The sequence below is a fragment of the Vibrio sp. 2033 genome, assembly GCF_033339735.1.
Map to the genome: position 1 here is coordinate 1 of NZ_JAWOVC010000020.1, position 14,666 is coordinate 14,666.

The 14,666-nt window shown below is 44.8% G+C and carries 12 protein-coding genes; 9 read left to right on the forward strand and 3 right to left on the reverse strand.

Going from position 1 to position 14,666, the window contains the following annotated elements:
- Positions 1–121: 121 nt before the first annotated feature.
- The 3 genes from R7P74_RS20250 to map all read right to left on the reverse strand — a co-directional run bounded on the left by R7P74_RS20250 (position 122) and on the right by map (position 4,259).
- A complete protein-coding gene (locus R7P74_RS20250) occupies positions 122–505 on the reverse strand; it encodes a DUF3461 family protein (RefSeq protein WP_005380322.1) in 384 nt (127 codons plus the stop codon).
- A gap of 142 nt (positions 506–647) precedes the next feature.
- Complete coding sequence (gene glnD / locus R7P74_RS20255) at positions 648–3,272, reverse strand: bifunctional uridylyltransferase/uridylyl-removing protein GlnD (protein WP_053304072.1); 2,625 nt, start codon at positions 3,270–3,272, stop codon at positions 648–650.
- A gap of 108 nt (positions 3,273–3,380) precedes the next feature.
- Complete coding sequence (gene map / locus R7P74_RS20260) at positions 3,381–4,259, reverse strand: type I methionyl aminopeptidase (protein ID WP_005380326.1); 879 nt, start codon at positions 4,257–4,259, stop codon at positions 3,381–3,383.
- Positions 4,260–4,643: 384 nt separating this feature from the next.
- Here map and rpsB point away from each other — a divergent pair, with 384 nt between their 5' ends.
- From rpsB to bamA, 9 genes are all read left to right on the forward strand, one after another.
- A complete protein-coding gene (gene rpsB / locus R7P74_RS20265; RefSeq protein ID WP_005380327.1) occupies positions 4,644–5,372 on the forward strand; it encodes a 30S ribosomal protein S2 in 729 nt (242 codons plus the stop codon).
- 132 nt (positions 5,373–5,504) lie between these two features.
- A complete protein-coding gene (gene tsf / locus R7P74_RS20270; RefSeq protein ID WP_005380328.1) occupies positions 5,505–6,350 on the forward strand; it encodes a translation elongation factor Ts in 846 nt (281 codons plus the stop codon).
- 147 nt (positions 6,351–6,497) lie between these two features.
- On the forward strand, positions 6,498–7,223 hold the full coding sequence (pyrH, locus tag R7P74_RS20275; protein ID WP_005380329.1) for a UMP kinase: 726 nt from the start codon (positions 6,498–6,500) through the stop codon (positions 7,221–7,223).
- Between the two features lie 100 nt (positions 7,224–7,323).
- The gene (gene frr, locus R7P74_RS20280; RefSeq protein WP_005380330.1) at positions 7,324–7,881 is read left to right on the forward strand and encodes a ribosome recycling factor; all 558 of its coding nucleotides are present in this window, start codon (positions 7,324–7,326) and stop codon (positions 7,879–7,881) included.
- A gap of 96 nt (positions 7,882–7,977) precedes the next feature.
- Positions 7,978–8,733 (forward strand): isoprenyl transferase, encoded by a 756-nt coding sequence (locus tag R7P74_RS20285; protein ID WP_005380331.1) that lies wholly within the window; start codon positions 7,978–7,980, stop codon positions 8,731–8,733.
- Between the two features lie 12 nt (positions 8,734–8,745).
- The gene (locus R7P74_RS20290; RefSeq protein ID WP_005385351.1) at positions 8,746–9,588 is read left to right on the forward strand and encodes a phosphatidate cytidylyltransferase; all 843 of its coding nucleotides are present in this window, start codon (positions 8,746–8,748) and stop codon (positions 9,586–9,588) included.
- A 50-nt stretch (positions 9,589–9,638) separates the two neighbouring features.
- Entirely contained in the window at positions 9,639–10,844 is a 1,206-nt protein-coding gene (gene ispC, locus R7P74_RS20295) for a 1-deoxy-D-xylulose-5-phosphate reductoisomerase (protein ID WP_005391796.1), read from the forward strand.
- Entirely contained in the window at positions 10,844–12,202 is a 1,359-nt protein-coding gene (gene rseP / locus R7P74_RS20300) for a sigma E protease regulator RseP (protein ID WP_005380334.1), read from the forward strand. The genes ispC and rseP overlap by 1 nt, the downstream gene beginning before the upstream one ends.
- Before the next feature lie 44 nt (positions 12,203–12,246).
- Positions 12,247–14,661, forward strand: a complete 2,415-nt coding sequence (bamA, locus tag R7P74_RS20305) for an outer membrane protein assembly factor BamA (RefSeq protein ID WP_005391802.1) — start codon at positions 12,247–12,249, stop codon at positions 14,659–14,661.
- Positions 14,662–14,666 lie beyond the last annotated feature (5 nt).

A 14,666-nucleotide genomic window follows, 5' to 3' on the forward strand; every position in this document is an offset into this window, starting at 1 on the left:
GTAGTTTTACAGGCAAAGCCGAAACGGATGATAACCACCTACTGAAGTAGGTGGTTTAGGGCTGAAAATAAAAAGGGTTAGCATCAATGCTAACCCTTTTTAATGTTTAAGACTTAACGTTTTACTTTAGTTTTTCAAGATCCGCTTCGATCTCTGCGATCTTGCTCGAAACGACTTTTTCTAAATGACGAAGGTCTGAAAGAATTTTCTCTTTTACATCAACCTCAGGTTGTTTCGTTGGCTTAGTGATTTTATTCAGTTCATCAATGACTAATGTGAGGTTACGGTTGATTTCCGTTACTTCTTTATATTTGTGACTGCCACTGTCCACAAGAACATTTTTGATTTGGCGCGGGTATTTGAATTTAACGCTTTTAGCGAACAGTTCGCCTTTTTGCTTGTGGAAATAGATCTTGAGTACGTCTTTGTGTGCTTCTTGGCGTAGGGAATAACGTTCAATCTGCTTAGGGTCGTGAATACCCAAACCAGTGAGGTGGGGATACATAGGCTACCTCTATTACATCGAATTGATATTGATATAACTGTAGCAGCCTATGTATGAGCTAGATAGCTGATATTTAGCCAAAATGCTTAACTTGTGGGCAAGATCGCTCTCGCCCTGAACCGAAAAGATTGGCAGGTTTGATCTAAGCTGCGACCTCATCAGATAACTTTTCGATCAATCTCTCTCTTAGCTCATCCTGTTGTTCTTCACTTAATCTTCCCCCTGCATCACTGGTTAAAATAAACAAGTCTTCTGCTCGCTCACCAATGGTGGTGATTTTTGCACCATGAAGGTTGATATTTAAATCAGCAAACGTACGGCCTACTTTGGCCAACAGCCCTGGTGTGTCTAGCGCGACAAACTCCATTAAAGTGTGTTTTTTACCTTTGGTTGGTAAGAAGTCGACTTTGGTTTTCACGTTAAAGTGCTGAAGTTTGTTCGGAGTACGGCGCGTTTTAATCTTGGTTGGTCGGCCTGCCTCCAGTACATGAGTGAGGTGTTTAATCACCGCGGCGTGACGAGACTCATCGATCGCTTCGCCATGTTGATCGAGTACCATAAAGGTATCAATCACGTGCCCATCTTTGCTGGTCATGATTTGCGCGTCGTGTACATTAAAATTACGCCTATCTAACTCCGCCACGACTGTCGCAAATAAAGCAGGCTGGTCTTTCGTATATACAAACACCTCAGTGCCGCCACGAGTGGCTTTTTTACTGATCAACACCAAAGGCTTAGTCGGATCTTCCATGCGAAGTAAGTGTTCGCAGTGCCACGCGATTTGCGTATGGGTATGACGAAGGAAGTAGTCAGCTTTGAAGCGTTGCCACAATACTTCAATTTCGCGCGCGGCAAACCCCTCTTTGCGCAGCATTGCGGAGGCCATTTGTTGATTGTGGCGAATTCGCTCACGCACATCGACAGGGTTCTCTAGGCCTCTACGTAAAGCACGTTGTGTGGAGTAATACAGCTCCGCAAGTAAAGTTCGTTTCCAAGCATTCCAAAGTTCTGGGTTCGTTGCACAAATATCTGCAACTGTCAGGCATACAAGATAATCGAGAGATTCTTCGTCTCTGACTTTTTTGGCAAACTCGGTAATGACATCAGGATCATAAATATCTCGGCGCTGTGCGGTGACAGACATTAATAGATGATGTCTTACCAACCAAGCGACAAGTTTCGCTTCGGGCTTCGATAAACCATGCTCAATGCAGAAGTCGTACGCTTCTCCTTCACCGATAATTGAGTGATCGCCGCCACGACCTTTCCCGATATCGTGGAAAATAGCGGCAATAATCAGCAGCTCTTTCTTTTGCATCCGAGGGTAGACGTCACAGCAAATTGGGTGCTTCGCATGATTTTCTGGGTCACTAAAAGTGTTGATGTGTTTAAGTAAGCGAATACTGTGTTCATCAACTGTGTAGGCATGGAATAAGTCAAACTGCATTTGACCAACAATCTGACTCCATTGCGGTAAATAGGCCGCCATAACCCCTAATCGGTGCATGAGACTGAATGCTTTGTGCAGAGCATTAGGGTGACGACATAACGCCATGAACTTTTCACGCGCAGCAGGAATGGTGTGCAAAAACTTGTTGAGCCGACGCCGAGCGGTGCGCAGTTGACGCAGCGTTGGTGGGCTCACCCCTTCAATAGTTGAGTCGTTAGCAATATGTAAGAACATATCCAGAATAGTTTCTGGGCGAGCTTGGAACAATGCGGGTTTCCGCGCTTCAATTAAAGAACCGCGACGTTGAAAGTCCGTATCGAGAATCTCGGCACTTTCTGTCGCCCCACCATTAATGATCGCTTGGTCAAAGAGTTTGAGTAGCATTTTATTGAGCTCTGCCACACGACGAAGCGTGCGGTAGAACTCTTTCATCATCATTTCTACGCCTCGATTGCCTTCTCCGACGTAGCCTAGATTTTCCGCAACTTGTGCTTGATGAGCAAAGGTCAAGCGGTTGTCATAGCGGCGAAGCTCCATGTGCAGAGCGAAACGTACTCGCCAAAGGAAGTCCTGACATTCAACCAATTCTCGGTATTCTGCGTCAGTTAAAAATCCGTATCGGCTCATTTCCAACAATGAAGTCGCACCAAAGTGACGTCGAGCGACCCAGCTTAATGTATGAATATCGCGTAGCCCGCCGGGGGTTGATTTAATGTCCGGTTCTAAGTTGTAGGTCGTGTCGTGGTAACGTGCATGGCGTTCGCGCTGCTCTTGAATTTTAGCGCGGTAAAACGTCTCACTTGGCCAGAAGGAGTCTGATAACACGACTTTCTTCAGTGCCTGAAAGGTGTCCTCGCTTCCACACAGCAGTCGCGCTTCTTGCAGGTTTGTCGCGACCGTTAGATCGGCTTTACCAATTTCAGCACATTCAGTAACGGTGCGAACAGCGTGTCCGACCTCGAGTTTTAAATCCCACAACAGCGTAATGAATTCGCTGATTTTTGCTTCTAACGCGGTTGGCAGTTTATTGTTCGACAGAATCAAAATATCGATATCGGAGAGTGGATGCAGCTCACCGCGTCCGTAGCCACCAACGGCAACCAGGGAAATGTTGTAAATATCCTTGAAACCAAAATGTTGCCACAAACGATTGAGAAGCAGATCCATATATTCAGCTCTGGCTAAAACCAAGCTTGTTACCGGATGATGATTGAGAAACTCTTGGTTTTGATTAGAGCTAAACTTCTCTAATTCTCGTTTGAGTTCACCGATATTGATTTGTTCATCGGAAAAGGTAAGAGGGGACTGAAGTGTCATATTTGCCATCCGTGCAAGCTAATCTAATAACAATCTAACAAATTTGCGGCAGATAAAAAATATCCCCGCCGAAGCAGGGATATAGTAAACAACGAGTGGTCGTCAGCTTTACGCGTTTTTCATTAGGCGAGGAATCGTATCGTCGCTACGAAGCGTTAGTACTTCACAACCTTCTTTTGTTACTACAATGGTATGTTCCCATTGCGCAGAGTTCTTGCCGTCGCCCGTGTAAACAGTCCAGTCATCTTGTGCATCAACAGAGCAACCAAATTTACCAGCGTTAATCATCGGCTCAATAGTAAAGCACATGCCTTCTTTTAATACGCGGCGGTCTTTGTTCTTGTAATGAACCACTTGTGGTTCTTCATGGAACTCATCGCCGATACCGTGACCACAGAAGTCTTTCACAATAGAAAACTTGTTGCGAGGATTGTTCTTGTTGTTCTCTTTGATGTACTTCTCGATAGCTGTACCGATGTCACCAACCGTTGAACCTGGCTTAACGGTACGCATACCAACATACAGTGCTTCTTGAGCTACCATGCACAGACGTTTGTTTGCAGGCGAAACATCACCGACTAGGAACATCTTAGAAGTGTCACCATGGTACCCCTGAGGACGCACGCTCAGATCGGCATTCTCATCATTTGGAACGATTACGGTAATATCAACGTTTAAGATGTCACCATCTTTTAGTACCGCCGGCTTCATTTGGCCGTTGCTACCGATTTCGTCTTTTTCCGCTGGAATACCGTGGCATACGATATGGTTGATTGAAGTACAGATCGACTTAGGGAAACCATGGTAATCAAGCGGAGCAGAGTATGCGCCTTTTTCTAGAGCGTACTCATGACAGATTTTGTTTAACTCTTCTGTCGTCACACCAACTTTGATGTGTGGTTCGATCATTTCTAGAATCTCTGCGGCTAGCTTGCCCGCAATGCGCATGCGTTCTATTTCTTCAGCAGTTTTAATCTTGATTGACATTGGCTTTCTCTACTTATTCCTAAGCACGTAAACGTGCGAATGGCCGCATTCTATCAGACATCGGGGCGTTAACCCAAGTTAGATAGGAATATGCATCATTCTTAATTCGATCATATGTTTAAAGTTTTGCTTATAAATAGGAGAAAGTGGCTCGGTGAAGAAATAATTTTTACTAGCCACAGTGAGCTAAAATATGGTATAAAGCGCGCCGGAATAGAGGACTGTTCTCTTCGTTTAGCAAAGTTAAGCGGCGAAGCAAGCTTCATCCGAATAACCTTTTATCTTTAAATCACACACATTCCGTCACATATTCCGGGGTGCTGAGCAGAAGCTTGGTCGGAGTTATGGGGAATGTGGAGGCCTAACCCCATAGAGGATTTTAAAATGGCAACTGTATCAATGCGCGATATGCTAAAAGCTGGTGTTCACTTCGGTCACCAGACTCGTTACTGGAACCCAAAAATGAAGCCATTCATCTTTGGCGCTCGTAACAAAGTTCATATCATCAACCTAGAAAAAACTGTACCAATGTTCAACGACGCTCTAGCTGAACTAGCTAAAGTTGGCGAGAAGAAAGGTAAGGTTCTATTCGTAGGTACTAAGCGCGCTGCATCTGAAGCTGTTAAAGAAGCTGCAATCGCAAGCAACCAGTTTTACGTAAACAACCGCTGGTTAGGCGGTATGCTTACAAACTACAAAACAGTTCGTCAGTCTATCAAGCGTCTAAAAGAACTAGAGACTCAATCTCAAGACGGTACTTTTGACAAACTAACTAAGAAAGAAGCTCTAATGCGTACTCGCGAAATGGAGAAGCTAGAGAAATCTCTTGGTGGTATCAAAGACATGGGCGGCCTACCAGACGCTCTATTCGTAATCGACGCTGATCACGAACACATTGCAATTAAAGAAGCTAACAACCTAGGTATTCCAGTATACGCTGTGGTAGATACTAACTCTAACCCAGACGGCGTTGACTACGTAATCCCAGGTAACGACGACGCGATCCGCGCTGTACAGCTATACCTGAACGCTGCTGCTTCAGCAGTATCTGAAGGTCGTAACAAAGACGTAGCTGCAGTTGCTGAAAAAGACGGTTTCGTAGAAGCTGAATAATAGCGGCTCTGTGTCACACTTGGTCTATGTGAAACCTTTGTGTAGCATAAACTAAGTTATAGTTAGCAATGGGGGCCGACAATGTTAGGCCCCTGTTTTTTACCTTATTTCGAATCAAACGAGGAAGACAGAATGGCAACTGTAACTGCTGCTCTAGTTAAAGAACTTCGCGAGCGTACTGGCGCTGGCATGATGGAATGTAAGAAAGCGCTTGTAGAAGCAAACGCTGACATCGAACTAGCAATTGAAAACATGCGTAAATCTGGCGCAGCGAAAGCAGCTAAGAAAGCTGGTAACGTTGCAGCTGAAGGCGCAATCATCATCAAAGAAGAAAACGGCGTTGCTGTTCTTCTTGAAGTTAACTGCCAAACTGACTTCGTTGCTAAAGACGGTAACTTCACTGCATTCGCAGAAGAAGTTGCAGCTGCAGCTCTAGCTTCAAAAGCTTCTGTTGAAGAACTACAAGCACAATTCGAAGACGCACGTGTAGCTCTAGTAGCTAAAATCGGTGAAAACATCACTATCCGTCGCGTAGAATACGTTCAAGGCACTGCAATCGCTTCTTACCGTCACGGTGAGAAAATCGGTGTTGTTGTTGCTGGTGAAGGCGACGCAGAAACTCTTAAGCACGTTGCAATGCACGTTGCTGCTTCTAAGCCAGAGTTCGTTAACCCAGAAGACGTACCAGCTGACGTAGTAGAAAAAGAGAAAGCGGTTCAAGTTGAAATCGCAATGAACGAAGGCAAGCCTGCTGAAATCGCTGAGAAGATGGTTGTTGGCCGAATGAAGAAATTCACTGGCGAGATCTCTCTAACAGGTCAAGCTTTCATCATGGAGCCTAAGAAAACTGTAGGCGAAATGCTGAAAGAAAAAGGCGCTTCAGTTTCTACGTTCGTTCGCCTAGAAGTAGGTGAAGGTATCGAGAAGAAAGAAGAAATGAGCTTCGCTGAAGAAGTTGCAGCAGCTCAAAAAGGTTAATCCTTAGAGACTGTATAAAGATTAGACCGTAGCCAAGGCTGCGGTCTTTTTATGAGCAGTGAACGATTAGCCGTGATGAATAGCCATAACTGAAGTTGTGTCTATTCATGACTGTTAATCAACAACTCTCTTTGGAAGGTAAACTCCATGACTACGAACCCTAAACCAGCGTATCAACGTATTCTATTAAAACTGAGTGGTGAAGCTCTTCAAGGTGAAGACGGTTTTGGTATTGATCCTGCGGTCCTTGATCGTATGGCACAAGAAGTTAAAGAACTGGTTGAACTGGGTGTTCAGGTTGGTGTAGTTATCGGTGGCGGTAACTTGTTCCGTGGTGCAGGCCTAGCTGAAGCTGGTATGAACCGCGTAGTTGGTGACCACATGGGTATGCTTGCTACAGTAATGAATGGCCTAGCGATGCGTGATGCTCTTCACCGTGCATACGTAAATGCGCGCGTTATGTCTGCAATCCCTCTAAAAGGCGTATGTGACGACTATAATTGGGCTGATGCGATCCGTGAGCTTCGCCAAGGCCGAGTTGTCATCTTCTCTGCTGGTACTGGTAACCCGTTCTTTACAACGGATTCTGCTGCTTGTTTACGTGGTATCGAAATTGAAGCGGATGTCGTACTAAAAGCGACGAAAGTTGATGGTGTATTTACTGCTGACCCTGTAGCAAACCCAGACGCAGAGCTGTATGATAAGCTATCTTATGCAGAAGTTCTGGATAAAGAGCTGAAAGTTATGGACTTGGCGGCGTTTACGCTAGCTCGTGACCACAAAATGCCAATCCGCGTATTTAATATGAACAAGCCAGGCGCACTACGTCGCGTGGTTATGGGCGAAGCAGAAGGCACGCTCATCAACGAATAAGCTTGGCTTAAGGTGCCACTCCAAAGCGTTAGGGTGGTGCTTGCTTTGCTCAACCGTTTTAGGCTTTCTTCAGGAAAGATGACATTTTTAAGGTGAAACTGTGATTAACGAAATCAAAAAAGACGCGCAAGAGCGCATGGATAAAAGCGTTGAAGCGCTTAAGAACAACCTTTCTAAAATTCGTACAGGTCGTGCACACCCAAGCCTACTATCTGGTATTTCTGTAGAATACTACGGTGCAGCAACACCTCTAAACCAAGTAGCAAACGTTATTGCTGAAGATGCACGTACACTTGCAATCACGGTTTTTGATAAAGAGCTGACGCCGAAAGTAGAAAAAGCGATCATGACGTCTGACCTGGGTCTAAACCCTATGTCAGCTGGCACTATCATCCGCGTTCCACTTCCACCGCTAACGGAAGAGCGTCGTAAAGACCTAGTTAAGATCGTTCGTGGTGAAGCTGAAGGTGGTCGTGTTGCTGTTCGTAACATCCGTCGTGACGCAAACAACGATCTTAAAGCGCTTCTAAAAGATAAAGAAATCTCTGAAGATGAAGACCGTAAAGCACAAGACGAAATTCAAAAGCTAACTGACGTTGCAGTTAAGAAGATCGATGAAGTTCTTGCTGCAAAAGAAAAAGAGTTGATGGAAGTTTAATACTCCCACACACATCACTGTTGGAAAACGCTGTGCTCACAGCTCAGCGTTTTTTTATGTTAGTCTATCCAACTGATGGAACTCAATTAACTCCCTATGCAAAATTCTCAAGCCTTCTCTGATTCCCTTCCTAAGCATATTGCCATCATTATGGACGGTAATGGCCGTTGGGCTAAGTCCAAAGGAAAACCTCGCGTATTTGGTCATAAAAAAGGCGTTAGTGCCGTTCGTAAGACCGTGGCTGCTGCTTCAAAACTAGGCATTAGAGCCATGACGCTGTTTGCTTTTAGTAGTGAAAACTGGCGTCGTCCGGAGGAAGAAGTGGGTCTTTTGATGGAACTGTTTATCACGGTCCTGTCTAGTGAAGTAAAAAAACTACACAAAAATAACTTACGGTTGCGCGTGATCGGTGATACCAGTCGATTTAGTGAGCGTCTACAAAAGAAAATTGTAGAAGCAGAAAACCTAACGGCAGATAACACGGGTATGGTGATCAACATTGCAGCCAACTATGGCGGTAAATGGGACATCACAGAAGCTGCTAAAACGTTAGCGCTAAAAGCACGTAACGGTGAAATTCGTGTAGAGGATATCAATGAGCAGCTAATCACTGAGCATTTGACCATGGCAGACCTACCGGAAGTGGATCTTTTAATTCGCACCAGTGGAGAGTGCCGCATCAGCAACTTTATGTTGTGGCAAATGGCTTATGCAGAAATGTACTTTACACCAGAGTACTGGCCAGAATTCGATGAAGACAGTTTGGTAGAAGCTGTGACTTGGTTTATCAACCGAGAACGTCGTTTTGGCTGTACAGGTGAACAAATAAAGGCATTGATGGCAGCTCAATAAGGACTAGTTAGTTTGAAACAGAGAATAATAACAGCACTAATTTTAGCTCCCCTGGTTATTTTAGGCATTTTTAAATTACCGCTAATGGGCTTTATTGCCGCTTTAACTGCAATAACGCTATTAGGTTTTTGGGAGTGGACTCAGTTTACAGGAAGCAACTCTCGCATTGCTGCCCTTGTGCCGGCAATCATTATTACCGGACTTAGTTTTCTATACATCTCGCCTGATGCATATAGCCTCAATCACTTAACGACACCTCATTATGTCGTCTTGGGTATTGGTTTTGTTTGGTGGATTATTGCTAGCTTAATGGCGATTACTTACCCCAAAACGACGAAATCTTGGCAAAGTAATTTTGTTTTACGTCATGTATTTGGTTTTCTGACATTAATCCCATTCCTTTGGAGTGTGATTATTCTCAGAGCGTATGACATCACTGTAGATCCATACCACGGCGCAAAGCTTGTGTTGTACGTTTGTTTCTTGGTATGGGCTGCAGATAGCGGCGCCTACTTTGCAGGCAAAAGCTTAGGCAAACGTAAGATGGCTCCTCATGTAAGCCCCAATAAAACTATTGAAGGGCTAATTGGTGGCATTATCACGGCATTAATCGTAGCGTGGGCATTTGCTGATTGGTTCGACATCCAGTTCACTAGCCCTGTCCATATGGTGCTGATTACGCTGGTTACTGTCGTTATTTCAGTGCTTGGTGATCTGGTTGAAAGTATGTTCAAACGTGTCTCAGGCATTAAAGACAGCAGTAACATTATCCCAGGGCACGGTGGTGTGCTAGATCGTATCGACAGCCTAACCGCAGCATTCCCAGTTTTTGCTCTTCTTTACTACGTATTCTAATTTATCAGGAGCGGCGTCGTCGCTCCTGAGCTTTCTAACGGTCTTACAACATGCAAAAGTTAACGATTCTTGGTGCTACTGGATCAATTGGTGCAAGCACGCTTAAAGTGGTCGAACAAAACCCAGATCTGTTTTCTGTCGTTGCCTTAGCGGCAAGCACTAACGTTGAAAAGATGATCGGTCTATGTCGTCAGTGGCAACCTAAATATGCGGTCATGGCAGATAAAGCTGCGGCGTCTCAACTTCAAGCTGAGCTACACTCGGTTTCGCCAGGTACCGAAGTGCTAGGTGGTACTGATGCGCTATGTCATATAGCTTCGCTGGACGAGGTCGACAGTGTAATGGCTGCTATTGTAGGAGCCGCTGGCTTATTGCCTACCATGGCTGCCGTGAAAGCAGGTAAGCGAGTCTTGTTGGCAAATAAAGAAGCACTTGTAATGTCAGGCCAGCTATTTATTGATGCTGTAGAAGAATTTGGCGCAGAGCTACTTCCCGTCGACAGTGAACACAACGCCATTTTCCAATGTTTACCACAGCAAGTACAAACCAATCTAGGTCGTTGCAATTTACAAGAACATGGCATTTCTCATATTTTGTTGACTGGATCTGGTGGTCCTTTCCGTTACACTGACATCGCAGAACTGGAGCAGGTGACACCCGCTCAGGCGATCGCTCATCCAAACTGGTCGATGGGGCCAAAAATTTCTGTTGATTCTGCCACGATGATGAACAAAGGCCTTGAGTATATCGAAGCTAAGTGGCTATTTAATGCTGCTCGCGAACAACTGAAGGTGGTTATTCATCCTCAATCTGTGATTCATTCTATGGTTCAGTATCGTGATGGTTCGGTCTTGGCACAAATGGGAGAAGCGGATATGGCGACGCCAATTGCGCTCACCATGTCATACCCGTCAAGAGTAGAAGCTGGGGTTAAGCCGCTAGACTTCACGAAAGTTGGTGAGCTGACGTTTTTGCAGCCTGACTTTGCTCGTTACCCATGTTTAAAACTCGCAATTGATGCTTGTTATGAAGGTCAACACGCAACAACGGCATTGAATGCAGCTAATGAAGTCGCTGTTGATGCATTTTTAAATAACAGACTAGGTTTTACCGATATTGCTCGCATCAATGAGTCTGTGTTGAATAAAATCAACGCAAGCTGCAAAGCTGAGAATGCGAATAGCTTGGAAAGCTTGCTCGAGCTAGATAGAATGGCACGAACTATTGCCCTAGAAACCATACGCGAGCGTAGCTGATGACTGGTATATTGTGGAATCTCATTTCTTTTATCGTCGCACTGGGCATTCTTGTTGCCGTGCACGAATTTGGGCATTTTTGGGTTGCTCGCCGTTGCGGCGTTAAAGTTGAAAAGTTTTCAATTGGTTTCGGCAAGTCTATTTGGAGTAAAGTAGGCAAAGACGGAACGGAGTACAGCATCTCAATGATCCCTCTCGGCGGCTATGTGAAAATGGTTGATAGCCGTGTCGATGAGGTGCCAGAACATGAGAAGCACCTAGCGTTTGATAAGAAGCCGTTATGGAAGCGAACCTCTATTGTTGCGGCTGGCCCCATCTTTAATTTTCTTTTCGCAATTTTTGCCTATTGGCTGGTATTTCTAATTGGCATCCCTGCTGTTAAGCCTGTAATTGGTGAAGTTACGCCCAATTCGATTGTTGCGGAAGCTGGAATTGAATCTGGAATGGAACTTAAATCGATATCTGGTATCAAAACTCCGGATTGGGAATCAGTAAATATGGGATTGATTTCTCATATTGGCGATGATTTGATGACGGTAACACTAACGTCAGCGAATGAAGTTGGTTCAGAAGTAACGAAAACGCTCGATTTACGTGAGTGGAAGTTCGACCCAGAAACTCAGTCAGCGATGCAGTCGTTAGGTTTTGCTCCGTATACACCGGAGGTGTATCGAGTTATCGAGCAGGTCTCGCAAGGTGGAGCGGCGGAAAAAGCCGGTGTGCTTCCAGGTGATGAGGTTGTCGCAATTGGTCAACAACGCGTAACCGAATGGAAGCAAGTGGTTGAAGCGGTTCGTTCTAATCCTGATACACCGCTTGAATTGACGGTGTTGCGTCAGGGTTATGAGCAAACATTGACGCTGACGCCCGGTAGCCGTGAGCTAGCTAACAAAGAAGTCGTTGGTTTTGCAGGTATTGCACCTAAAGTCGCAGAATGGCCAGAAAGTTATCGCTTCGATCTTCAGTTTGGTGTATTCGAGTCAATAGGTAAAGCAGTAGACAAAACTGGCCAAGTCATTGGTTTGACAATCAGCATGCTTAAGAAGCTGATTGTTGGAGACGTTGGTCTGAATAATCTGAGTGGACCAATATCAATAGCCAAAGGCGCAGGCGCGACAGCAGATTATGGTTTGGTCTACTTTTTAGGTTTTCTCGCTCTAATTAGTGTTAACCTAGGTATTATTAATCTCGTTCCTTTACCAATGTTGGATGGCGGTCATTTGTTGTTTTTTGCAATTGAAGCAGTCATTCGACGTCCTGTTCCTGAGAAAGTGCAGGAAATGGGCTTTAGAATTGGTGGTGCGATCATCTTCTCGCTCATGGCGTTAGCGCTATTTAATGATTTTACTCGTCTGTGATAGTTCAGAGACAAAAGCAGTAGCAAGGAATAATTAGAACAAGTATGGCGATTAAGCGAATTCTATTTGCAAGTTTACTGGCGACCAGTGTATCTGCAAATGGAGCAGAGAACTTCGTAGTTCAAGATATTGAAATCGATGGATTGCAGCGTGTAGCACTGGGTGCTGCATTGTTGAAAATGCCTGTACGTGTCGGTGATACCATTGGCCAAGGCGATGTTGCAGAAATTATCCGCGCCCTGTATGCATCTGGTAACTTTGAAGATGTGAAAGTGTTGCGTGACGGTGGTGTTCTGATGGTTCAAGTCAAAGAACGTCCTACCATTGCAAGCATCTCTTTTTCAGGTAACAAAGCAATCAAGGACGAGCAGCTACAAGAAAACCTGAACGCGTCTGGCGTTCGTGAAGGTGAAGCGCTTGACCGCACCACGCTAAGCAACATTGAAAAAGGCTTAGAAGACTTTTACTACAGCGTAGGTAAATACAACGCAACAGTAAAAGCGGTGGTTACTCCACTACCACGTAATCGTTCTGATCTTAAGTTTGTCTTTACTGAAGGTGTGTCGGCGAAAATTCAGCAAATCAACTTTATCGGTAATGAAGTGTTCAGTGATGAAGAGCTGCTTTCGCGCTTTAACTTAAATGTTGATGTGCCGTGGTGGAATTTCCTTTCTGATGAAAAGTATCAAAAGCAAGTTCTTGCAGGTGATATTGAAGCACTCAAATCATTCTACCTGGATCGTGGTTACTTAAAATTTAACGTTGATTCGACACAAGTTGCAATCTCTCCTGACAAGAAAGGGGTATACATTACTCTTGGTCTAGAAGAGGGCGAGGTTTACACCGTTAAGGACGTGAAGTTCCGTGGTGATTTGATTGGCGAGGAAGCGACGTTCGAAAGACTTGTGCCATTTGAAGACAATGAGACATACAACGGCTCGTTGGTGACTTCAATGGAAGAAGGGATTAAGCGTGTGCTTGGTGAGTCCGGTTATGCTTATCCTCAAGTGAATACCATTCCAGAGTTTGACGACGAGAATCAAGAAGTTTCTTTGGTCGTTAACGTAGACCCGGGTAACCGAATTTATGTTCGTGATATTCGCTTCACGGGTAATAACTCAACCAAAGATGAAGTCCTTCGTCGTGAAATGCGTCAGATGGAAGGCAGTTGGTTGAACTCGAAATCGATTGAAACGGGTAAAACTCGTCTAAATCGTTTGGGCTACTTTGAAAATGTTGAAGTACAGACGGTTCGAGTTCCTGGTAGTGATGATCAAGTTGACCTAGTTTACTCTGTCAAAGAAGCGAACTCTGGTAGCGTTAACTTCGGTGTTGGCTACGGCACAGAATCGGGTGTGAGCTTCCAGGTTGGCCTGCAACAAGATAACTTTATTGGTAGCGGTAACCGTGTTGGTATCAACGCGATGATGAATGACTACCAGAAAAACATCAGTCTAGATTACCGTGATCCGTACTGGAACTTAGACGGTGTAAGCTTAGGTGGTAAGGTTTTCTATAACGAATTTGAAGCTAAAGAAGCCAATATCGTTGACTATACCAACGAAAGCTATGGCGCGAGCTTAACGTGGGGGTTCCCATTCGATGAGTTGAACCGTTTTGAATTCGGTGTCGGTTATACGCACAACAAGATCGGTAACTTATCGCCTTACTTGCAGGTAGAGCAGTTCTTACGAGCACAAGCAGACAACATTGATTCTAGTGGAGCGTTGAACACAAACGACTTCGACTTCAATATCTCTTGGACACGTAATAACTTAAACCGTGGCTATTTCCCTACGGCAGGTAACCATCAGCGTGCATTCTATAAAATGACCGTACCTGGCTCTGACGTTCAATACTTCAAAATGCAGTACGATGTTCGCCAGTATGTGCCATTGACTAAAAAGCACGAGTTTACCCTCTTGTTCCGTGGCCGCTTAGGTTACGGTAATGGTTACGGTCAGACGGATGGTAACGATAACTTGTTCCCATTCTACGAAAACTACTACGCAGGTGGCTTTACATCGCTTCGTGGCTTTGGCTCAAACTCTGTTGGTCCTAAAGCGGTTTACCGTGATACATCTGGCTCAAATAATGGCGCAGATACAGCAACAGATGACTCTGTTGGTGGTAACGCCGTAGCGCTAGCAAGTGTTGAGTTGATTGTCCCAACACCATTTGCATCAGAAGAAGTACAAAACCAAATTCGTACCAGTATCTTCTTTGATATGGCAAGTGTTTGGGATACGGAGTTCGACTACCGCGATTCAGGTGCGGAATATGGTGACCGTTACTACTACGATTACTCAGATCCAACCAACTACCGCTCTTCTTACGGTGCGGCGTTGCAGTGGATGTCTCCAATGGGGCCACTAGTATTCTCACTAGCGAAACCAATTAAGAAATTTGATGGCGATGATGAAGAGTTCTTCACATTCACTATCGGTAGAACTTTCTAAAGAGG